The organism is Paenibacillus chondroitinus NBRC 15376 (assembly GCF_004000765.1).
Lineage (GTDB): Bacteria > Bacillota > Bacilli > Paenibacillales > NBRC-103111 > Paenibacillus_E > Paenibacillus_E chondroitinus.
The window spans coordinates 44701-68691 of record NZ_BILW01000033.1 but is presented as its reverse complement, the minus strand read 5'-3'; the positions used below and the strand labels follow the sequence as shown (position 1 = coordinate 68691).

Below are 23991 nucleotides of genomic sequence, written 5' to 3'. Positions count from 1 at the left end.
ATTAAGCTCCTGCTTTAGCCGTGCGGCGTAAAAAATTGCGCAGCATTTGATGACCGTGCTCCGTGATAATGGATTCGGGGTGAAATTGAACACCCTCAATCGGATATTCCTTATGACGCAGCGCCATGATTTCACCTTCAGCCGTACGGGCACTGACTTCCAAGCAATCAGGCAGCGTCTCAGCTTTAACAATCAAAGAATGGTAACGTGTCGCAATGAAAGGAGATGGTAACCCTTCGAACAACGTTTGGCCATCATGGAAAATTTCTGAAGTCTTGCCGTGCATTAAGCGCTCAGCGCGAATAACGTCGCCGCCAAAAGCTTGTCCGATAGACTGATGTCCCAGACAAACGCCGAACATGGGGATTTTACCCTTGAAATGGTCAATCAGTGATAGGCTAATACCGGCTTCATTCGGCGTGCAAGGACCCGGAGATATTAAGATATGGTCGGGCGCCAAGGCCTCCACACCTGCTAAATCAATTTCGTCATTGCGACGAACGATGACTTCTTCCCCAATCTCCCCCAAGTATTGGACGAGGTTGTACGTAAACGAATCATAATTATCAATCACTAAAATCATTCTAAGCTCCCCTTTCGTCAGCCCTGCTCAGGCTTAAGCTCGGCTCATGCTCCGCTCGCTATATTCAATTGCTTTCCACATCGCTTTGGCTTTGTTCAAAGATTCGATATACTCGCGCTCGGGAATAGAATCGATGACGATCCCCGCCCCCGCTTGAATATGCCCCATACCTTCTGCTGCCACCAGCGTGCGTATAATAATATTAAATTCCATATTGCCATTATAGTCAATCCATCCCATAGAACCCGTGTACGGGCCGCGGCGGACCGGTTCCAGCTCTTCAATGATTTCCATCGTCCGAATCTTCGGGGCGCCTGTGATTGTTCCTCCCGGGAACGTAGCCGCAATGACATCGTACGCATCCTTGCCTTCCGCCAGCTCGCCAACTACTTCGGAGACGATGTGCATGACATGGGAATAGTACTCAATGACCATAAAATCTTTGACGCGGACGGAGCCGTACTTGGAGATGCGGCCAAGGTCGTTGCGCTCGAGATCGACCAGCATGACGTGCTCGGCGCGCTCTTTTTCGTTGTCGATGAGCTCGCCGGCCAGGCGCAGGTCATCCTGTTCGTCTTTGCCGCGCGGGCGCGTGCCTGCGATAGGACGCGTCCGCAGGACGCCGTCCTCGAGCTGCACGAGCAGCTCCGGCGAGCCGGAGACGAGGGCGAAGCCTGCGAAACGCAGCAAGCCCATATAGGGCGAGGGATTGACGATGCGCAGCGCCTCGTAGATCTCTTCCGGCGTCGTATTCAAGCGCCGGCTCTGTCTGACAGACAAGTTGACCTGGAACACGTCACCTTGCGAGATGTAGGCTTGGATGCGCTGCACCGCCGCCATGTAGTCGGCTTTGCCGAACGCAGGCTGGATGCCTGCGATGCTCTCTACATCGATGTGCAGCTGCTCGCGCGCGATCGATGTCCCTTCCGGGCCGCCGCTGTGCGGCGAGCCCGCTGCGCTGGTAGCGCAGATGCTCTGCCAGCGACGCAGCATGGCGTCTGTTTGCGCTTGCGCCTGCGCGTATAGCTGCTGCAGATACGCGTCATCTGCAGCCAGGTCCGGCTGCACGGGCATGTGGACCGTGAGGTATAGGCTCTTCTCAAGGTGATCAACAGCCCATACTTGATCATACATAGCAAAGCTATAATCCGGGATTGGCAAATCATCCGCTGCTTGTGTCGGAAGCTTCTCAATTGTACGAATTACATCGTAACTCCAATACCCGACACATCCGCCTAAAAACTTAGGTCCGCCTTCTACTTTGGGACTATGATGAGAAGACATCCATTGTTTCACGATCGAAAGCGGCTCGCCTTTCATGCGGCTTACACGACCGGACGAGGTTACTTCAGCCTCCAACCCTTTTCCATGTATCGTCGAAAATGGTTGTAACCCAAGGAATGTGTAGCGCCCGCCCTTCCCGCTCTCCAGTACAAATGAATCCGGCGCCGCTTCCTTCCAAGCTGATTCCCAGGAGACGAAACGATCTTCGCCCAGCTTTAGCTTCACGACGTAAGGCAGCATGGTATACGCGGAGGACCAACTACGCCACTGCTCTAGGCTTGTTATTATCATGATTGCCCCTCCTTTCAATAATATCCGAAGATTAGTTGTCCATTAGTATACTCCAACCTATCACAGAAAAAAAGCCCCAGCTGCAAGAGCTGAGGCTTACTTAATTGAATGAAGGTCAACTTTATTGCTCTTCGAATTGGTAAAGCGGCGTAGACAGGTAACGCTCACCGTTACTTGGTACGATCGCTACGACACGTTTGCCAGCTCCAAGTTCTTTGGCCACTTTCAAAGCTGCGAAAATCGCTGCGCCTGAGGAAATACCGCCAAGAATACCTTCTTCTTTGGCTACACGACGGGAAGTTTCGAAAGCATCTTCGTTCTCCACCGCAATGATTTCATCGTAAATGTTTGTGTTCAAAATGCCAGGAACAAAACCTGCACCGATACCTTGAATTTTGTGAGGACCTGGTTTACCGCCGGAAAGAACCGGGGAAGCCGCAGGCTCTACCGCATAAATTTTGATATCAGGGAAGTTTTCTTTCAACACGCCGCCAGCGCCTGAAATCGTACCGCCTGTACCGATACCGGAAATGAAAGCATCCAATTTGCCATCGTGACCTTTGATTGCTTCCACGATTTCTGGACCTGTTGTTTCACGGTGAACTTTCACGTTAGCCGGGTTCTCAAATTGTTGCGGGATGAAGTAGGAAGGATTCTCTGCTTTCAGTTCTTCCGCACGTTTGATCGCACCTTTCATTCCTTCTGCTCCCGGAGTAAGAACAAGCTGCGCACCGTAAGCACGAAGCAGGTTGCGTCTTTCTAATGACATCGTTTCTGGCATAACCAGAATCGCTTTATATCCTTTAGCTGCTGCAACTAATGCAATTCCGATTCCTGTGTTACCGCTAGTTGGCTCAACGATTGTATCACCAGGCTTAAGTTTGCCTTCTTGCTCAGCCACTTCGATCATGGAGATGGCAATACGATCTTTAACGCTGGCACCAGGGTTCTGATACTCCAATTTAACATAAACCTCTGCGCTTCCTTCCGGAACGACACGATTCAAACGAACAAGCGGTGTATCTCCAATCAAATCCGTAATGCTTTGTACTAATCTTGCCATTGCTAGTTCCCCTCCAGATTGAGTAATAGATGATTTCCGAGTTAATTAGTCGGTATTATACATTTAATCTTATCAATGCACCCACGCGTTGTCAACCACATTTTCACCGGCCTACTTAAACTGCGGAGCAATAACAGCTACTTTCCATTTCGTCCGAAGCTGCGAAATGTAATCTTTAAGCGGCGGAGCTTCCTGCAGCGCCAACTCTCTGCGCACATTTTCGCGAATAAACGCTTGATCCGGGTTTTCTTTGTCGCGCTTGCTTTTCAGCTTCACTACGGCAAATCCTTGCGTTACCGGTACCGGCTTACTGACTTCCCCAGCCTTCAGCAATTTCGCAGCTTCGAGAACGGGCGCTGCCACAAAAGGGTCATCACCCTCAATCCAACCGAGGTCCCCTCCCGAATTATTGGTCGCGTCATCCAGGGAGCGATCTCTAGCCAGGATTTCGAAGCTTTCGCCTTTCGCCAGCGCGGCAATCACCTTGTTCGCCTGATCCTTAGTAGAAACAATAATCTGCTGGATGTTATACTCGGTTTCCTGCTTAAATTCGTCAGGATGCGCTTGGACATAAGATTCCACCTGAGCATCCGTTATTTGAATATGGCTGGTGGCGAGTTTCTCCAAAAGCAGTTTATTCGTGACGTCCTCTTTGATTTCTTGCCGGGATAGCCCCAACTGATTTTGCATAGAGGTATAAAATTGTTCTTCACTCTCATATCCCTGCTGCATTCGTTTCAACTCACGTGCAATCTCCGCATCTGCAATCGCAGTCCCCGTCTCGTTGCCCTCCAGACGTATCACTTCACGATCCAACAGCTGACCTAACAGTTCTGCACCATAATGTTGTTCCAACGCTGTTTGAAGCTCTTGCCGCGTAACTTCCCGACTTCCAATTTTGGCTACGACCTGCTCATGGTTCTGCTCGCCTTGCTGCTCAGGATCCGCTGGGTGACTCGATTCTGATTGGTTCATAGTATGAGTGATCAGCAAGGATGCGAGCACGAGAATACATACGGCCATCAGAATGATGACTCCCCACAATCGCTTTACGTTCTGCATCCTGACTCCTCTTCATTTCCATAATGCTGCTGATCTACAGATCAATCATCCGTTGCAAATCTTCTTCGTCGAAACGATAGGCTTCATTGCAGAAATGACACACAACTTCGGCGAAACCTTCATCCTCGAGAATTTCTTGAAGCTCCGCTTTCCCCAGGGAAATGAGTGTCGATTCAATCCTTTCCCGGCTGCATTTGCAGCGGAACATAACATCCATCTGATCGAGTGTTTGAAAAGAAGGCAATACCGTCTGCAAAATTCCTTCCAGGGTTAATCCGCTGCCGAGCATGGTTGTAAAGGAAGGGATACGTGAGAGTATCTCCTCAATTTCACTAATCTCCTGATCGCTTAATCCAGGAAGCAGTTGAATGACGAATCCACCCGCTGCCAAGATGGTATGATCGGTATTTACCAAAACACCAAGAGCTACAGCTGAAGGCGTCTGTTCCGACTTCGCAAAATAGTAGGTGAAATCTTCCGCTAATTCTCCGGAAATGATCGGAGTACTGCCTTTGTAAGGTTCTTTGAGACCTAAATCTTTGGTTATGTACAAAAAGCCGTCCGTTCCGACCGCAGCGGCAACATCGAGTTTGCCATTCGCTTTGAGGGGAGGGTCAACCAGCGGATTATCCACATAACCGCGCACCTCGCCTTTGGCATTGGCATCGACCACAATCTGCCCGATTGGACCGTCTCCTTTGACTTGAATAATGAGATGCTCCTCACCTTTGAGCATAGCTCCCAGAAGAAGACCGGCCGCTGCCGTTCTTCCTAACGCCGCAGTGGCGGTAGGGGTCGTTTGATGTCTTCGGCTAAGTTCATCTGTGAGGTCGGTGGTTTGTACTGCAAAAGCACGAACTCTTCCCTGAAGGGCCGTTCCTCGAATTAAATAATCGCCCATGTTACGTCCTTTCCTTAAACAGCTTATGCATTTCTCTCATAAATCATTTGTAAACCTTGCAGTGTCAGCAGAGGATTCACGATTTGAATCGTACGGGACTCACTGGAGATCAATTCCGCAAGCCCCCCCGTTGCTATGACGGTAGGATTTACATTAAACTCCTGTTTTACACGTTCTACAATCCCATCAACCTGACCTACGTAACCATAAATAATCCCGGCCTGCATAGCAGCTACCGTATTTTTGCCGACTACGCTTTTCGGCTTCACAAGCTCAATGCGCGGAAGTTTCGCCGCCTTTTGATACAGCGCTTCTGTGGAGATACCGATGCCCGGTGCAATCGCACATCCCACTAACTGCTGGTTTGGATCAATATAGTCATAGGTTGTCGCCGTGCCGAAATCAACAATAATACAAGGAGCTCCATATAATTCAAGAGCAGCAACCGCATTTACAATACGATCCGCCCCAACTTCTTTGGGATTGTCTACCCGTACATTCAATCCCGTTTTAATGCCGGGACCTACGGTAAATGGCGTTCTTTTCAAATAATGCTTACAAAGGCTTTCCATCACGCTAACGAGCGGAGGAACAACGGAAGAGACGATTACGCCCTCCACTTCGCTGAATTTAATCCCTGAGTGTTGAAAAAGGCTATGCAACTGCATGCCGTACTCATCAACGGTAGCAGAACGGTTCGTGCTCACCCGCCAATGGTGCAGGAGTGTACGCTCTTTGTAGAGGCCAAGCACAATATTGGTATTCCCTACATCGATCACGAGAATCATAACGCTGTCCCCTTCCGTTCATTAAGGTCAAGTGAAATATCCAGCGCTGCAACCGAGTAGGTCAACCGTCCAACCGAGATCACATCTACGCCCGACTCAGCCATAGCTTTAATGGTTTGAACCGTTACAGATCCTGATCCTTCTACTACAATATGCGGAGCTTTGCTTTTAATTATGGAAACAGCTTCCTTCATCTTTGCCGGCGCCATATTATCCAACATGATAATGTCAGCCTGGGCAGATAACGCTTCATGCAGTTGGTCAAAATCTTCGACCTCTACCTCAATCTTCATGGTGTGGGGGATCTGCTTCCTGGCCGCTTGTATAGCCTGTGTGATACCTCCAGAGCCCTTGATGTGGTTATCCTTGATCATAACAGCATCATAAAGACCGAAACGGTGATTATGACCGCCGCCTACGCGAACGGCATATTTCTCAAGCAGACGATGGCCCGGCGTCGTCTTCCTTGTGTCAACAAGTCTGGTCGGCAAACCCTCCAGGGCGTTAACAAACTCCCGCGTTCTGGTCGCAATACCGGATAATCTTTGCATGAGGTTAAGGCTCAAACGTTCGCCAAGCAGGATGCTTCGCGTGTTGCCCTCCACTTCAGCAATAATTGTCCCTTTATTAACTGACGATCCTTCTGCGACTTTTGTTTCAAAATGAAGCGAGGAATCGACGACAGCGAAAACTTCACGCGCAATTTGCAAACCGCAGATGATTCCGTCTTCTTTGACGTGGATAATCCCTTTGGACGCATGGTCCAAAGGGATCGTTGTCAGAGTCGTGACATCACCGGTGCCAATATCTTCTTCTAACCAAAGCCGAATCTGTTTACGAATAAGTTCCATGTTTAAATCCAGCATATTAAATCCACTCCTCTATGCTATCTTCCCCGCGCTTAAAAACAATATGCTTCTTCCAGTCACGATCATCCCGTTCCGGGAAATCTTCCCGGTAATGTCCGCCGCGGCTTTCCTCACGCGCCAAAGCCGCTGTTGTCGTAAGCAATGCACAGTTCAGTAAATTAGCAAACTCATAATCTTCACGTTTCGTCATCAAGGAATCAAAGATAGAAAGCTGTCTGGATAGTTCATCATAGCCTTTTTGCAGACCTTTAGCCGAACGCTTCAGTCCAGCGTAACGCAGCATGACTTTCTGAAGCTTCAGCTTCTTTTCGACAACAGCCTGATTCGGAATTTCCGTTCTTGGCGCTTCGGACTCCGCACGGATTTGAATGTCGCCTTCCAGAGCCGGCAGCTCTTGAATACGCTCGATAATCCTTCTGCCGAAGACGATCGCTTCCGATAACGAGTTGCTCGCCAAGCGGTTAGCGCCATGTACACCTGTAGAAGACACTTCCCCGCAGGCGAAAAGTCGACGAACATGCGTTTCACCGTGCAAATCCGTCTTCACACCACCCATCATATAGTGGGCTGCGGGAGCAACCGGGATCCAGTCCGTGCTCATATCCAAACCATAATTTAAGCAATACTCATAGATCGTTGGAAACCGATGTTTAATTAGTTCCTCAGATTCATGTGTAATATCTATGTATACAAAAGTTGACTTGCAGTTCTCCATCTCGTCGACGATAGCGCGAGCCACAACATCCCTAGGCGCTAACTCCAGCTGTGGATGGTATCTTTCCATAAAGCGCTCACCTTTTATGTTGCGAAGGTAAGCCCCCTCGCCGCGCACCGCCTCGGAGATCAGAAAGCGCGGAGCGCCAGGATAGCACAGCGCCGTAGGGTGGAATTGTACGAATTCCACATCCTGTATTTGCGCACCGGCGCGGTAAGCAATCGCGATGCCATCAGCTGTCGCGATATCGGGATTGGTGGTGTAGCGGAACAGCTGCCCCGCACCACCCGAGCAAAGGATCGTGGCGTTGCCGCGGACAAAAACCCGCTGGCCGCCCGGCTTCTGCACGAGTGCACCGTAGCACTCGCCATCTTGCGTGATCAGATCGATCACGAAGTGATCGTCCCAGATTTCGATGTTCGGATCCTGCTTCGTGCGCTCCGATAGGGCTCGTACAATTTCAGCGCCGGTAGCATCACCATGCGCATGCAAAATGCGTCGCTGGCTATGAGCCCCTTCCTTCGTCAAAGCGAACTCTCCGTTTTCCAGATCGAACTGAGTTCCCATTTGAATCAAATCCTGTACACCGTTAGGACCTTCGTGAACAAGAACATCAACAGCCTCTGGTGAGCAGAGGCCGGCGCCGGCGATCAAAGTATCCTGCATATGATATTCAGGTGAATCCTCGTCCGAAATAACAGCTGCAATCCCGCCTTGTGCATAACGCGTATTGCTGTCGAGGAGAGATTTCTTCGTAATCATCAGAACTTTCTTATTTTCACTAGCGCGTAGAGCCGTAAATAATCCTGCAATACCTGCGCCAATCACAATCACATCTGTATGTACATGAGGAATGGAATTTAAGTCTACATCTACGAGGTATCTAGGAATCATGCCGCTCACCCGATCTTCACCATGTATTCTCGCCAAGAAACAGAATCGGAAAAAGTAAGACTCTGTTTCTTCACGAGGGTAACTTACAAAAATGATTTGATGCGTTCTTTCAAGTAAACAAGAGAGTAGCGCATGCTACTTTACTTGTAACATGCGCTCTAAGGACAATCTTGCTTTATCGGCTACATCTTCCGGTACATAAATCTCTGGTTGCATGGTCTCCAAACATTTCACAATTTTCTTTAAGTTGTTTACTTTCATGTTCGGGCAAACCAGGTATTTGGTTGCAAAGTGGAATTGTTTGTCCGGGCTATCCAAGCGTAATTGGTACCCTGTCCCATCTTCCGTCCCGACAATAAACTCCTTGCAGTCTGATTCTTTGCAATATTTAATAATCGCTGTCGTGCTTCCCACGAAATCGCCCAACTTCACGACTTCTGGCCGGCACTCCGGATGTACAACAAATTGCGCATTTGGATATTGCGCTTTCATTTCCTCTACATCTTTGACTGTCAGCATATCATGCGTATTACAATAACCTTCCCAGATGATCACTTTTTTGCTTGTGAATTTTGATACATAGTCGCCCAAATTTTTATCCGGTACCCAGATGATCTCATCCGAATCGACGGAATTAATAACATTTATGGCATTTGCAGAGGTACAACAAATATCTGTTTCTGATTTAACATCGGCTGATGTATTGATGTAGGCAACGACCTTAGCTTTCGGATGTTGGCGCTTCAAAGCACGAAGACCCTCAACATTGACCATATCCGCCATCGGGCAGCCTGCACGCTCATCCGGAATAATCACGGTTTTGTTCGGCGCCAAAATTTTAGCGCTTTCTCCCATGAAGTGGACGCCGCAAAAAACAATCACATCTGCATCTGTTTGTGCCGCTTTTTGCGCTAGCAAAAAGGAATCCCCCCGGAAATCGGCAACTTCTTGAACTTCGTCACGCTGATAATAATGAGCAAGAATAATAGCATTCCGTTCTTTCTTCAATTGAAGCAACCGCTCTTTCAACTCTCGGTTCTGCTCCGCTTTACGCTGTAGTGCTAAAGCTTCCATGGATGCTTCCTCCCCTGTCTGGGATGTAAAGTGTACTTCTTAACTATCTAAAAGTAGTATGATCTAAGCTAGTTAAAATTAGAGATTTACAACTAATTTACACATTCCAGCATCCCCTGTCAATGCGTAAAAAAGCCGAAATAAGCAGAAAATCCGGGTACACCTGACGTGTACACCGGATTTACGAGTTGCCATTGCTTGTTACTCTTCGGATTGTTCCGAATTCGGATCTTTCTCTTTTTCGAATTCTAATTTATTGCTTTCATTCTCTTTGCTTTGCGGTTGAATGTTCACTTTAACGTCCTCGTCGATCCCGCCGGCATTCAGCTTGCCTTTTTCCAAAAGCTCAATAATTTCATCTTTATCAAGCGTTTCTTTCTCAAGCAGCGTTTTGGCTACGAGATGCATTTGATCGGCATGCTCCGTAAGAATGGCGCGTGCACGGTCATAACAAGTGCGAATAAAGCTTTGCATCTCTTGGTCAATCTCATAAGCGATCGCATCGCTATAGTTTTGTTCATGGCCAATATCGCGGCCTAAGAACACTTGACCTTGGGAGCTGCCGAACTGCATCGGTCCAAGCTTATCGCTCATCCCGTATTCCATAATCATGCGGCGGACGATGCCTGTAGCCTTCTGGAAGTCACTGTAAGCCCCTGTGCCAATCTCACCGATAAATAATTCTTCGGCAACACGACCACCAAGGAGTCCAGTTACTTTATCCAACAGCTCGTTCTTCGTCTGCATCATGCGGTCTTCGCCTTCTTTGGGCAACATCATCACGTAACCGCCAGCGCGTCCGCGCGGAACGATCGTCACTTTGTGCACCATATCTGCATTTTCCGCATGATAACCAATGATTGCGTGTCCGGCTTCATGATAGGCGACAATACGCTTCTCAGCATCACTGATAATCCGGCTTTTCTTTTGCGTACCAACAATAATACGGTCAAAAGCTTCCTCGATCTCAGCCATCGAAATATCTTTACGGTTACGACGAGCAGCAATCAAAGCCGCCTCGTTCAATAGATTCTCTAAATCTGCGCCTGTAAATCCAGTCGTGTAACGGGACAAAGCGTCCAGTTTCACATCTTTGGCAAGCGGTTTATTGCGCGCATGTACTTTCAGTACAGCTTCGCGCCCTTTAATATCCGGACGGTCAACCGTGATTTGACGGTCAAAACGGCCTGGACGCAATAAGGCAGGGTCAAGAATATCAGGGCGGTTCGTTGCCGCGACGATAATAATACCTTCGTTAGCGCCAAACCCGTCCATCTCAACTAGCAACTGATTGAGGGTTTGCTCACGTTCGTCATGTCCGCCACCTAATCCGGCGCCACGTTGACGACCGACTGCATCGATCTCATCAATGAAAATGATACAAGGCGAGTTCTTTTTCGCGTTCTCGAACAAGTCACGAACACGGGATGCGCCGACACCGACGAACATCTCTACGAAGTCAGAACCGGAAATACTGAAGAAGGGAACGCCTGCTTCACCGGCAACTGCCCGTGCAAGCAATGTTTTACCTGTTCCCGGAGGACCATTGAGCAGAACCCCTTTAGGAATTCTTGCGCCGACTGCTGCGAATTTCCTTGGATCTTTGAGGAATTCAACAACTTCGACCAGCTCTTGTTTCTCTTCATCCGCACCGGCCACATCTTCGAATGTGACACGTTTCTTCTCCTCATTATATAAGCGGGCACGGCTTTTGCCGAAGTTCATCACTTTGCCGCCGCCACCCTGCGCTTGGTTCAATAAGAAGAAAAACAAGATGAAGATAATGACGAATGGGATGATAGAGGTCAGGAAGCTAATCCAGACGCTATCCCGCTCCATTGTCTCATACGTTTCTGAAGGAACACCATTGGCTTCGATCAGTTGAACGACCAATTGCTCGTACGGAGCATGCGTTTCAAAACTTTTCTTATCCGCTCCGCTTGGAGGATTAATATACTTACCTTTAATCAAATACGTGTATCCATCGAACTTGAGGGTTACGGATTCCACATTTTTGTTAACAACCGCTTGGCGGAATTTATCGTAAGTAATTAATTCCTTTTGTTCGTTTTGGGTACTGATGAAATGGACGATACCTACTGTTACCAAAAATATAAGTAAATAAAAACCGGTATTCCGGATAATTCGATTCATCCCAAGCCTCCTCTCGAACGGCACACTTTTATTATTTTACCATATCCCGGTAAAGCACTACAACATAACCGCAATGAAGAAGCCCGGAGATATGACATTAGGTTGAGTAAATCTCTGGTTTCAATATGCCGATAAATGGAAGGTTACGGTATTTCTCTGCATAATCCAGACCATATCCGACAACGAACTCATCTGGAAGCACATAACCTGCGTAATCAGGTTCGAGTTCAACGGTTCTGCGTGCCGGTTTATTAAACAGCGCAACGACCGAAATCGTCTTCGCATTGCGTCGCTCTAGCACATCTATCAGATAACTCAGCGTTAACCCGCTATCGATAATGTCTTCCACGATAAGAATGTGCCGTCCTTCTACGGGAACATCAAGATCTTTGATAATCTTGACGACACCGGATGACTTCGTGGATTGACCATAGCTCGAAACGGCCATGAAGTCGAGTTCCAATGGCACTTTAATTTGCTTCACTAGGTCAGCCATGAAAATAAAAGCTCCCTTAAGTACGCAAATGACCAATGGATTCTTGCCTTCGTAATCTTTGGAGAGTTGCTCTCCTAATTCCTGAATCTTCCCTTGAATCTGTTCTTCACTGTAAAGAACGTCTTGAATGTCGCTGTACAAGGATGAACCCCCTAGTTTATATTATGAATCCTTATAAATTTACATTCTAGAAGAACGAAATTTACGCATGTTACTTCAGCACGAGCTTCAGATGAAGCACACGTTCTGTATCGGGACCAACAAGAGCGTGCTTGGACCTACGAAAGCCGGCAATCCAGAGGATTTGTCCGGAAGCATCGACCAGTAACGGGATGACCTCACGCCGGCTTAGCGGCATTTTGGCATCAATGAACATATCTTTTACCTTTTTGGACCCGTTTAAACCATACGGTTCCAATCGATCTCCTGACCTGCGGCTTCGAAGAACTAGCGGCAGTTGAAGTTGATCCAGATCCAAAAATACGTCCGTTGCGGATGAGAGCAAAGCTGCTGTCTCTAGCGAATTGACAGGCATCCATGAGCAAAGCAGTTTGGCTTCTATTTCCGGCAGGTTCAGTACATCCGTATCAGATCCGATCGCATAAGCATAAGGCTTCGGCGAGGGAGCAGATGCCTGAAATTGAATGGCTTCATATTCTCTCACAATATAAAGGGCATCATCCACCTGCAGTACTTGATTAGAAACCTGATCCTGCAAGATCAGCTCGCGGATACTTTCAATCCGGTTAAATTCCAGCCGGTCCATTCCCAAACAAAGACAGTTTAATATTAATTTAATCAAACGCCTTTGTAAAGCAACGTGAAGTCCGCTGAAATCACTCCTCTGTAGCCGGCAAGCCGCTTCCTGAAAAGTCACTATTCGGCGTAAAACCCGCTCGGTCTCCCCAGCCAAATAATCATCCTCAGCGCGCATCATATCCGTCAATCGATTCAGCGACTCCGGCAGATGTTCATTGTACTGCTTCAGCATCGGCATAACATCCAGCCGAATTTGATTACGAAAGTACTTCCGCAGCTCATTGCTGCTGTCTTTACAATAAGTAATATGATGCTGAGCGCAATAATTCACAATATCTGATTTGTATATACGTAGGAAAGGACGAATCAGTTCCACTTTTTTTTCTCGCCTGCGTTCCGGCATCCCGACAAGCCCGGACGGGCCTGTTCCTCGAAGGATTCGCATCATGACTGTTTCAGCTTGATCATCGGCATGATGCGCGAATGCAATTCGCTGAGCACCATAATCTTCAGCAACTTGATGAAGAAATTCATACCGTTTCTCTCGCGCGGCTGCTTGCCCATTCAACGCCGTTTCCTCTATATAAGCCGGTACATCGATGACGCCAATTTCACAAGGTAGACCCAGCTTCTTCGCCAACTCCATCACAAACTCGGCTTCCCCATCCGACTCCGCACCCCGGAACTGATGATTCACATGAGCGACGACCAGCTTCCAGTTGAAACCGGGCATCAGCGCAAAAAGGACATGAAGCAGCGCCACGGAATCAGGTCCTCCTGAAACTGCGACGACGACGACATCTCCCGAATCCGCCAACTTCTCTTCGGTCACTCGCTGCCGCACCTTGGCGACAAGATCGATTTCCATACTGTCTTCCTTTCCGACTTGCATGTTCCCTAGTTATTAATTCGGCCAATAAACATAAACAGTAGCTGCAAAAATAAAAATGGAGGCCGCGAAGCAAATCTTGAGCCACGGCATTTTCAGAGCGGGCTGTGTAAGCTTTTTACCCGAAATAAGTTTTTTCCAATAATGAAAAGCTTCCTGCGACGTAGTAAACTCGCCTCTCAATGCTTTTTGAAGAAATGGCGCGATCTGGGCAGCTGCTGAATTTTCCCGCATAATGACCATAAGCTGATCCACATCTCTGTTTTGAGGAAGCATCTTGTTCATTGCCGTGAAGCGTTTGCGCTGATCGAGCGATTTTAAAAGTAAAATGGCAAATGAAAATAAATCATAGCTCTCTTCCGCTACCCGCTCCCCCATCTTCCAATAGCCGCGATCGTACACTTCCGTCAGTTGCTTAATCGCTCTGCCCTTGGGTGTCACCCCGCCGAAATCAATGAGGTCCACATCGCCATACTTGGATACGATCATGTTCTCAATCTTCAAATCCCCAAACACATAACCGCTCTTATGGATCTCCGTCAGCTTTCTGAGCAGGTTAGAGCCAATAACATAGATCCAATCCTGCCCACGCTTATGTATAAAATGAGAGATTGTCATTCCATCAATATATCGCATGACATAGAAAGAGATCTCTTTCCCGCGTACCTGCATATCATCCGCATCGATTAAGAAGTTCTTAAAGGATGTATCTGTGAGGGATATGGCGAGAAGCGAGTTAATCTCCGATTGATGGTCAACCGTTTCGTGTCCTGCTTTCAAAGCAAATCTGGCCGTTCCTCTTCGTACGAGAACCACAACACCGTTAGAGCCAGCACCTAATAAACGTTCGACCACATAACTGCGGCCGTTCCATTTGCCTTGGATTTCTGTCCCTGGACGGAAAGCTTCCTCATACCACGTAGTCACTCAGCATCCCATCCTCGGTAGTTGGTGCGACAGGCTTCTCCGTCACGAACTGCAGCGTCTGCAGGAGCGCCGGACCCGTCGGAGTCGTACCCTTCATGTTTATTTTATAGAACATCTTGTCTAAATTTGCAAGCTGATTCGTCCAGTTGAGATCCATCTCCAGCTCTTGATCCCTTGTTTTGGTTGACGGAAAGTGGAACACAGCTAATTCACTTTTGCCACTGCGAGCCCTGAGACTTAGCAGAAGATCATGAATAGCTTCCCGCACTGCTGCAAGCTTGGGCTTCATACTAGCACTAGCATCTATTAAAAGCGCTACGCGAAGGGAAGTAGTTTCACTCATGGAATCGATCACCTGCACGACCTCTGCCCGCTTCTCAGGCGGAAGCTGCTCTAATTGATTAATCCCCAGAATGCTCTGCAATTCTTTGCCTACTGCATGCTGTATCGTTGTTGTTACGGTTTTACGCGTCATCATCTGAACGGTTTGGGACAGCTGGACCGAATTGACAATCCGACTCATCCCCCCGCCTGCAGCGGCAATCTCACGAATCTCCTCCGTGCCTAACAGGCCTAACTCCCCTTGGTCGACCACACCTATGACATTCACAGTTACACCTTCTGTATGCGCCTGTGCAGCCGCTATAACAGGACTCACGCCAACATTCGAGCATCCATCTGTAATTAACAAAATCTGTTTCATCATAACCATTGCCTCCCTGACATAAGGAAAATTTGCTCTCTAGCAGTTCTTCTCCTAGTTTTTCCATTTTCGAGAGGCTCTAATCACCTGGAATAGAAAGAAAAGAAGCAGGATACCCCGAGGGGCTCCTGCCTCTATTTTCATTACCAGAGTGGCTCAGGTATCAACTTGGTTAATGTTTCTGAGCCGTCTTCATTGCGTTTGTACTCGTGCGTATTGGCGCTTTCCTCTACTTGCTCGAAGCCCCAATAAGACGGGGAGACGTCAGGGAAAGACTGACTGGCGTTTTTCAACGGACCGCGGTGCAGAAGACGATTAATCATCGTCACAGCTTCTGAGCGAATCATCGCTTGCCCCGGTTGGAAGGAGCCGTCCGGATATCCGTTGATGATGTGATAACGGTAAATCTCCTCGATCTCATTCTTCGCCCAGTGCGCAGAAATATCATTGAAATGAAGATTGTTGGATGCATCTGCTTTCAGGCTCAGGTAACGGGCTATGACAGCCGATAGCTCAGCACGCGTAATTGCGGTATCCGGCCGGAACGATCGATCCTCATACCCGCCAAACAAGCCGGCTCTCGTAGCAGCCTCAATGTACTCGCTGCCCCAATAAGCGATTGGCACATCCGGGTAGAGTACTTCCCCTTTCACTGTACTGCGCAGATCCATGATCCTTGCGAAAATCGCCGCAACTTCAGCGCGGGTAATATTGCGCAGCGGTTTGAATTCCAGATCAGGGTATCCCATGATATATCTGGTGTGCTTGCTATTCTCATAACGGTTCGAGAACAACATCACTTGAAGCGTGGACTTATCGTCTTCCAGATGTACGAGCGTTGTCTTACTTGAAATCGATGCCTCGTTCGTTACGTTTTGTTCCGCTTTGGGAAGAGCGTTGGACAACACTTTCACTTTGTAGGTCAACGACCCTTTTCCATTGGCGGCCAAATCACCGATCGCCCACGTGATCGTATTTCCGTTCACGGATCCGCCTGCTGCGTCAGCGACCGTCGTGTAGGTTGGAATTTGTGCGCTAATGTTAACTACCTGCGCTAATGTGCCTGTTTTGTTGCTGTATTCAACCGTAAACGTGATTTCTTGTCCTTCACCATAATTGGCTTTATCCGAAAATAAATGAACGGACAAGTCTGTTTGACCCGGCAGAACAATACTGCCTCCGACAGAGCCGCCATTGCCTTTGTCTGATGTTGATTCCCGCTGCATTTGCAAATCGTGCTTAACGATTGCATATTCCACGGATATCGTCGGACTGATGTAAGTCACATACCCCGGTTTCGTGACTCGGATGTAGTAATCCGATGTCGGGAAGACCATATAAGCGTAATCGCCGGCTGCATCTGTATTCTGCGGGTTCTTGTTATCGTTTGGCGCAAAGCCTGTGAGAACAGGAAGTGGTACCATAGTGTGTTTAGTTTTTCCATTAATTCCGTTTCTAGGCGTATCTGCATAGTACAGTTCAACATGCGCATCTTCGATTACTTCCCCCGTCATGGCATCCGTAACTTTACCATAAGGGTCGATTAGCTCAAGCGCAATGTTCAGTTCGCCATCGCTGCTGATTTTCAGCTTAGACAGTTCCCCTTGCGCATTCTCATTCAGCACAATGAATACGCCCGGCTCTACTTCGTAGCTAATTTCCATCCTGTATTCGCCTTGCGTCAGGCCATTCATACTGAACGTTCCGTTGGCTTGAAGCGGAGCATTCGAAATTTCATGATTTGAGCCATCTAACAAGCGAACTCTCATTTTGTTCGTCATGTCCGCAGGAAACACACCGACACTCTGATTGTCGTTACCTACTGCAATAAGACCGCTGGCCCCTTTGGAAGGCATAAATTCTTCATGTCCTGTACCGGAAACAACACCTGCCGTTATCGTTTGTGTGTAGGTGATAAGTTGGGTTTGTCCGCCGATTTGAACAGGCTTCGTAATTTGCATTTGATAATCGACGCCTCCGCGAGGGATCGCGATTTTGTAATAGCCTTGGTACGTATCTTTCGTAACCGTGTAAGCATCGCCAGTAAAGTCGACCCCGGGATTCCCGTCAAAATTAGCCGTAATGACAACATGAGCTCCATTAACCGGTGTTACAACGCCATCGATCATCTCAGTAACAATCCCGACAATGCTAGCCGGTTCAAACGTCATGATAATTTGCGCTTTGGCATGGAGATCGCGCGGACTGTCGTCAGCAACTGCCTGAATCGGGAACCGCTCGGAGATGATGCCCTCGATGACGGCAGACTTGAACGTTACTTTTGCTTCACCTTTTTCATTCGTGACAGCCGATGAGCCCCCAACGAAAGTACCGATTGGAGCACTGAAGTTCACTTGAACATTCGAAAGCGGTTGACCCGCTTGATCCAATACAACTGCCGTTAAAACAGTCGTGGACTTCCCATCGCCGACAATGCTGCTAGGATCAGCTGTTAAGACTAAGCGATACTGGCTTAGCTCAGCATCTACGATAACTTGGTTGCTTCCAACTGTGCTCGGTATCGCATAGAACGTTTTGCTTGCCTCTGCGTAATTCTCAGCTTGTACCACGATGCTGTAACGCGCTGCCTTGCGTTGTCCGAAATTGTAGCCACCGTTGGCATCCGTTGTTGTTTTTGCGATTTCCACATGGCTGGCATCTTCGTTGTACAAGGTAACGGTAGCGCCGGCGATTGACCGGTGTTCTCCTGCAACTGTAATGGTACCAAGAATTTCAATCGCATTTTTCACTGTAAAACCATTATTGCCGCCTAATGCGCCGTTAGGTGCATCTGTCTGGATGTCGTGACCGCCGATTGCCGCATCATAACCTTTGAAGGTTAGTTTGAACGACTCTGAAGTCTGATTACCCAGAATATCGTCCGGTAACCGTGTCAGCACGTTTTTCCATTCTTTATGGCCATCTGTAATGTATGTTTCCGGATTCGTAAGCACGAATTGAATGATTTCGGAATGGGAGCCATGGATATAAACAGCTTCCACTCGCTGCACATCGTTAGAGCTAACCGCTGAGAGCTTCAATGGATCCCCTGGTGCAAGCACCGGTTCTGTCCATGGCGAACGCGGCTGACTACCCGCCCATCCGTCAATTGGATCCCCAACAACGTATAACTTATCTTGAATGCTCTCTTCTTTTCCGCTCTCGGCGGCCGATGCCTTCAGGCCGATCAGATACGGATGATCGTTGTCATATGGAGTGCCTTCCGGAACATGAACGACTAGCTGCAACGCCTGCTGCTGTCCGGCATTTAACATGAAGCCTGGGACGCCGCCTTGATTCACATCCGGAGAGAGGTAGGTCCATTTCCACTGGCCTTGATCGAATGCCCACGTGGCTGCCACTTGGCCATTAACGATCACATCCGTAGTAAATGGCGTGTTCACTTCAAGCTTGAAGAGATCTACACCGGCTCCTGTATTCGTCACGATGTGCGGGAAGGTTGCCGTTTGTCCGGCCTTCACACTTTGATCCGGAGCCGTATTCAACGTGTGCTGCCCAAGTACAATGGCGTTGATTAAATTTGAACCCAGCTCATCATACTTCTTCCCACCCTTCGAAGGGAGAGAGTAGTATTCGTTCAAGGTATACTTGACGCTATATACCGAGCTAACCACGGTAGCGTTATCCGCCTGTACTTTGAATTGTAATTCACTGTTGCTGCCAGGCTGAATCGGCATGCTCTCCCAAGTCAAGCTATAGGTAGATCCGCTTACTGTAGCCCTAGAATCCGCCCAGCTGATATGAACGCCCGTTGGAAGCTGAATCGTCGTAAACGGGTTGAACGCGGTACTTTGCCCGTTATTCGTCAGCTTCATGGTGAAGAGAAGCTCTTCACTCGCCGTATCGAACGGAACGGAACCATCCGGACGAGCCGGTTTGATGCTGCTTAACAGCAGGGAAATGTCAGGTTGCACGACGTTCACGGACAGCATCTCGGCCGATATGGTTCGAGGCGCGCCTTCAACAGCCGCTGTCTGATAATTAAGCTTCGGCGTGAACTGTGCGAAGTAGCCGCCTGCCGGTCCATCCGTTTTCAACCTTGTAACAATTTGATACTGCGCGGACGGGTCCGTCGGACTGGCATCTCCCGTGATAGACCCAAGCGGATACTTATCTCCAACTTTCGGAATATCAGTGACAGAGCCGCCAACGATTTTGCCTACCGAAATGATATCCTGTTGGACAAGCCCTGACAGCGAATCAAGGTTTACATGATACGAGGTCGTATTAAGCGGCTGATCCAAATTCAGGAGATAGGTCACTTCATCCCCAGGGCGCACTGTCGTCGTGCTGTTGTTCGTCGATTCTTTGATTGAAGCCGATACCGTCAACACATCTACAGAGAGTACCTGCGGCAAGGATACTACAGGTGTGTAAATGGCAACCGGAGTTGTTTCCCGGGACTCGTATCCGGTTATTTTACCGTTAATTGTAATCCCTGTCGTCCCCGGTAAAACTTCTGGTTTCGTCGTGACTATGAAGGTCACTTTTTTCTTACCGCTTACAGCTAGATCAGAGAGCGCCGACCATGTAAGCGTGTCGCCACCGCTAAGGGAGCCGCCGTCCGAAATCGAGCCTGGCTTCACGTTCAGTTCGCTTGGCAGTTTAACTTCCACGGAAGGCTTGTATGCCTTCGCGTTCCCAACGTTATTTAGTTCAAACTCAACTGTGATCTCGGTGTTGGTTTTGGAAAACTTCGTATCGGCAATCGCCACTGGAGCCACGGTTAATTTTGGCTGCATAATGGCAATACTCGTTACTGCATCAGCCGTTTGGGCTGGGTCGGAACCGTTTTGCTTATTCCACTTGGCCACTGCCGTAGTTTTGTACGGAACTACTTCAGTGGAGTCAAAAACACCTGCCTTCGCTCGTGCTTGGAAGGTGTACGTGAACACTCTAGCCCCTAGTGAGGCATCCGTCTCCGAATTACTTAAAACTTTAGTGAGCTTATTCCCTGCAATTGTAAAATTGCCAGTATTGTTCGTTAAAGTAAAGTTGCTTCCAAGAGAATCAACCACATCTTCAACGACAACGTTGTACGCTATCGTCCCGTCAGGTATTGTCACTTTAACTTGATAGTCTACAGTATCACCTGGACGAATCTTGGTGATATCACCACTGCTCGTTGCTGTAATAACATTTGTAATCGTGACGCGCGGAACCTCAACTGTAGCTGAACCTGCCACGTAATCATACTTGGCACCGCCACTATCAGGCAGACTGTAGTAGTCTCCTGTGGAGGCTTGAATTGTTTGCGTTGATCCCGATCCCTTGACGTTGTCAAGACGGGCAGTAAATGTGTATGTTTGCTCGGCATTACTAGCAAGTGTCGTCACTTGCGCGAACGTCATCGTGACCCCAGTTGCCGCCCCGTCTCCAGAATCAAAACTAAATCCTGCAGGCAGCGTTACTGTTGGCGTAAAGGTATAGGCCGGGTTTAGCCCCTTGTTCTTCACCTTGACAGTGTAGGCTTGGGTGTCACCTGCTTTCATAGATGTTGTAGCAGGACTTAAGGTGATTTCCAACTGCGGCGCTTTAATGGTCACCGTAGGCTTTTCTGTGTTTTGAACGGATAAGCTTTTCTTTGTTGTTGCTGATGCTTCTGCCTTCCATCTAAAGGTTGCGCCAGACGTATCATTTACCGATGTACCTGCATTAATCTTCTTAACGGTGGTTTTAACATAATACGTATACGTCGCGCCCTGCTCTTCTACCATTCCGGTATCAATTTTAATGAGACCCGCTGTCGTCGTATCGACAGTTTGTGATCCCGTCCCTGTATGAGTTCCGGAATTATAACCTGTATACGTGGCAGCATAATCTTCATTGCTTGGTATTTCAATTTCGACCGATGGTGAATAAGTCACGTTGTGGTCCGGCACTTTCACTTCCACCTTGTAAACTACCCAATCTCCAGGCTTCAAGGAAGTTTTCGTACCCGAGGTATCCTCAACGGTTTTCGTAATCGTCGGTCCGGCTGTTGTTATAGTGGTTGTCGTCGTCTCTTGCCCGGTGTAAGGACGATTGATGACTTCTTCCGAAGTGTCGCTTTGCCCATAGTAGGTCCACGTCGCATCTTTCAGCACAATATCTCTGCTCGCGCCGATTGGATCAATTAGCTGAGCTGTATACGTCAGCGTCACCGAGTTGGCATCTCCCGGTTCTATGGAAGGTATTTCATTAAATTTGATTGAAGTGCCTGTCTGTGTGTATTTTGGACTACTCGGCAAGTCCTGCAAGCCGTCCGCTAACTTATCCGTCAGCTTGACATGATAGGCCGGTGTCGATCCATTGTTCGTTAGCTTGATTGTAATTGTAACGGATTCATTCCCGTGAAGGTCCGTCGTTTTGCTCACTGTGCGCGATATGCTCACATCAGGCTCTACATAAGCTAATTCAACTTCTTTACGCTTGCTTTCAACAATACCCTCTGAATTCTCATAAGTAAGGACAACCAGGTTTTTAGCCCCTTTATCCTTGGTAACGTAGCTGGTGTCGTTTTGAATCCGCACTTTTACCTCGGTGGCAAGTTGGCTTACCTGACCCTCGACTAGATCCGTATTGCCAAAATCCCACACGAGAGCTTGCATATCAGCTTCGTATGTAGGCGTTATTCCATTAATTTGATAAGTGCTAAGTGAGCCTTCATACATCGTGCCGAGAGGCAGATAGTCATAAAGCTTGACTTTGTGCTGTTTCGCCAGCAGTCCCACAGCGTCGTAAGCCACTTTAAAGCTAGCCGTGTCGCCTACGGTTACCGCCTGCTTCGTCTCATTGACCGGCTGGCCCCCCACGGTAGTTCCATCGTTCACTCTAACGATTTTTTCACTAACACTAGGCGTCGTCACGTGAATGTCCGTTGAATCGGAATCGGTAACCGTTCCTGACGAAACAGATACACCGCTTACCTCAGCCTTGTTGACAAGGACGTCCGCTGCAACTACATTGCTTCCACCGGATTTAGCAACCTTCCAGGTCGACCGAACGGTGGCTTCATAATTAATTGTAAATTCACGATCCGTGGCACTTGCGTAGTTCATATCGCCTAGCGTCCACGTTAAGGCTGTAGTTCCATCCGCTGAACCCGCTTTCGAGAAATCACGGGATATTGTTGCACCGGTTGCATCCTTAACTACTGCCGAACTATCAACGAAGTCCTGGCCGTCGCCCAGCGTATCTTTAACGGTGATCCCTGTCACAGGAACGTACTCATTGACTTTGACACGCAGCGTGTATACGAGCCTGTCGCCGTATCCGACCTCGCTTCCCGCTGAAGAAGAACCTGCCTTCTTCTGTACACCTTTATAAATCACGATATCTCTAGCCGTCACCTTCTGTGTCACAGATCCCGTGAAGGTTTGACCGTCCACAGTAGCTGAATAGTCAAACTTATCATCCTTCTGCGTGCCATGCGTCATGATATGATTGCCTGAGTCCGCATTCAAAAAGGCCGCCTGATAACTAAACGTTTTCTTGCCTTTTCCGTCCTCGCCTGCCACGGTTAGTGCCGGAAGCGTCCAGTTTATGGTTCGTACCCCGCTGGTAACCGTTTGTGTCGGCGTTCCGGTTTGGCCTGTAAAACCGTAGTGCTCCACAGCAGCATCCGTTGTCTCTTTAAAGAGTGTGAACGTTGTAGATGACCGTGCATTGTTAACCATTTCGATCTTGTAAGGAAGCTCTCCCCACTCTGAGCCTCCTGCAGGAGGTGCATCATCTGGTCCTGCCCCCTTCACATTTTTCACATCATTGATAAGTCGGATGGAAAAAGGCGTGACCTTGATGGCTTTGCTCCACGTCTTGGTAGGCAGCGCAGCGTCATAGTATAACTTGCGGGGATCACTGCTCGCATATAACCGAACCGTAGGCGTCAACATAGTCCCAAACGGAACCAAACCGCCGCTATTTGCTTTCCTGTAGTTATTAGAAACTTTGATTTTTACAGGAAAATCGAAGCTTTCCCCGGCAGCGATATCTTTGATATCTTTCCAGAAAGCTGTAATGGTTCCTGTTGCGCCATCCGTTACTACCGTACTGGGACTCATATCTTCTGCCAGTTCAAGACCGTCCGGCAGTACAACTTCAACGCCAACGTTAAAGGCCATTGTTCCCGGAGTTTTATTATGGGCATGGACCAAAATTTCCGTATCGCGCCCTAGTACAGCTTCCGATAATTCTTTCTTTTGTAGTCCATTCGGATCATTAGGATCTGAATCATACCCAGTTACACTAAACTCATCGAGCTTAGTTCCATCAAATGCATAAGATGGTGCAGCCTGCACCGCGCCAAGCATACCGCCAATTAACTGGATGACCAGCATCAGCGACATCAGAATGGCCATTTTCTTCCGATAACGCAGCATGATTTACCTCCACTATAATTGTCGCAGCCCAAATACTGTTCGCTCATCTTAGATGCACGATTGCTCAGTTTTTCCTCAGCTCAAACGCTTGATCTACCCATACTGTGAATCCCAACTTTAACGATTCTCCTTGCGACCTTCGCCATCCCTCACCTCAT

General features: G+C 48.3%; 15 protein-coding genes. All 15 read right to left on the bottom strand.

Going from position 1 to position 23991, the window contains the following annotated elements; genetic code table 11:
- Position 1: 1 nt before the first annotated feature.
- The 15 genes from pabA to PCH02S_RS26680 all read right to left on the bottom strand — a co-directional run bounded on the left by pabA (position 2) and on the right by PCH02S_RS26680 (position 23833).
- The gene (gene pabA, locus PCH02S_RS26750; RefSeq protein WP_127457163.1) at positions 2-583 is read right to left on the bottom strand and encodes an aminodeoxychorismate/anthranilate synthase component II; all 582 of its coding nucleotides are present in this window, start codon (positions 581-583) and stop codon (positions 2-4) included.
- 33 nt (positions 584-616) lie between these two features.
- Complete coding sequence (locus PCH02S_RS26745; RefSeq protein WP_127457162.1) at positions 617-2158, bottom strand: anthranilate synthase component I family protein; 1542 nt, start codon at positions 2156-2158, stop codon at positions 617-619.
- Positions 2159-2279: 121 nt separating this feature from the next.
- A complete protein-coding gene (gene cysK / locus PCH02S_RS26740) occupies positions 2280-3221 on the bottom strand; it encodes a cysteine synthase A (RefSeq protein ID WP_127457161.1) in 942 nt (313 codons plus the stop codon).
- A 111-nt stretch (positions 3222-3332) separates the two neighbouring features.
- A complete protein-coding gene (locus PCH02S_RS26735) occupies positions 3333-4283 on the bottom strand; it encodes a peptidyl-prolyl cis-trans isomerase (protein ID WP_127457160.1) in 951 nt (316 codons plus the stop codon).
- A gap of 34 nt (positions 4284-4317) precedes the next feature.
- The gene (gene hslO, locus PCH02S_RS26730; protein ID WP_127457159.1) at positions 4318-5184 is read right to left on the bottom strand and encodes an Hsp33 family molecular chaperone HslO; all 867 of its coding nucleotides are present in this window, start codon (positions 5182-5184) and stop codon (positions 4318-4320) included.
- Positions 5185-5207: 23 nt separating this feature from the next.
- On the bottom strand, positions 5208-5972 hold the full coding sequence (locus PCH02S_RS26725) for a type III pantothenate kinase (RefSeq protein ID WP_127457158.1): 765 nt from the start codon (positions 5970-5972) through the stop codon (positions 5208-5210).
- Entirely contained in the window at positions 5969-6838 is an 870-nt protein-coding gene (gene nadC / locus PCH02S_RS26720; protein WP_127457157.1) for a carboxylating nicotinate-nucleotide diphosphorylase, read from the bottom strand. Before nadC ends, PCH02S_RS26725 begins: the two co-directional genes overlap by 4 nt.
- 1 nt (position 6839) lies before the next feature.
- On the bottom strand, positions 6840-8450 hold the full coding sequence (gene nadB, locus PCH02S_RS26715; RefSeq protein ID WP_127457156.1) for an L-aspartate oxidase: 1611 nt from the start codon (positions 8448-8450) through the stop codon (positions 6840-6842).
- 135 nt (positions 8451-8585) lie between these two features.
- Complete coding sequence (gene nadA, locus PCH02S_RS26710; protein WP_127457155.1) at positions 8586-9524, bottom strand: quinolinate synthase NadA; 939 nt, start codon at positions 9522-9524, stop codon at positions 8586-8588.
- Positions 9525-9725: 201 nt separating this feature from the next.
- The gene (gene ftsH, locus PCH02S_RS26705; RefSeq protein WP_127457154.1) at positions 9726-11678 is read right to left on the bottom strand and encodes an ATP-dependent zinc metalloprotease FtsH; all 1953 of its coding nucleotides are present in this window, start codon (positions 11676-11678) and stop codon (positions 9726-9728) included.
- Positions 11679-11775: 97 nt separating this feature from the next.
- Entirely contained in the window at positions 11776-12315 is a 540-nt protein-coding gene (gene hpt, locus PCH02S_RS26700; protein WP_127457153.1) for a hypoxanthine phosphoribosyltransferase, read from the bottom strand.
- 70 nt (positions 12316-12385) lie between these two features.
- Complete coding sequence (gene tilS / locus PCH02S_RS26695; protein ID WP_127457152.1) at positions 12386-13801, bottom strand: tRNA lysidine(34) synthetase TilS; 1416 nt, start codon at positions 13799-13801, stop codon at positions 12386-12388.
- A gap of 36 nt (positions 13802-13837) precedes the next feature.
- Positions 13838-14749 carry a protein kinase domain-containing protein gene (locus PCH02S_RS26690; RefSeq protein WP_127457151.1) on the bottom strand — a complete coding sequence of 304 codons (912 nt, stop codon included), beginning with the start codon at positions 14747-14749 and terminating at the stop codon, positions 13838-13840.
- Positions 14733-15452, bottom strand: coding sequence for a vWA domain-containing protein (locus PCH02S_RS26685; protein ID WP_127457174.1), 720 nt, complete (start codon positions 15450-15452; stop codon positions 14733-14735). The genes PCH02S_RS26690 and PCH02S_RS26685 overlap by 17 nt, the downstream gene beginning before the upstream one ends.
- Positions 15453-15595: 143 nt before the next feature.
- Positions 15596-23833 carry an S-layer homology domain-containing protein gene (locus PCH02S_RS26680; protein WP_127457150.1) on the bottom strand — a complete coding sequence of 2746 codons (8238 nt, stop codon included), beginning with the start codon at positions 23831-23833 and terminating at the stop codon, positions 15596-15598.
- Positions 23834-23991 lie beyond the last annotated feature (158 nt).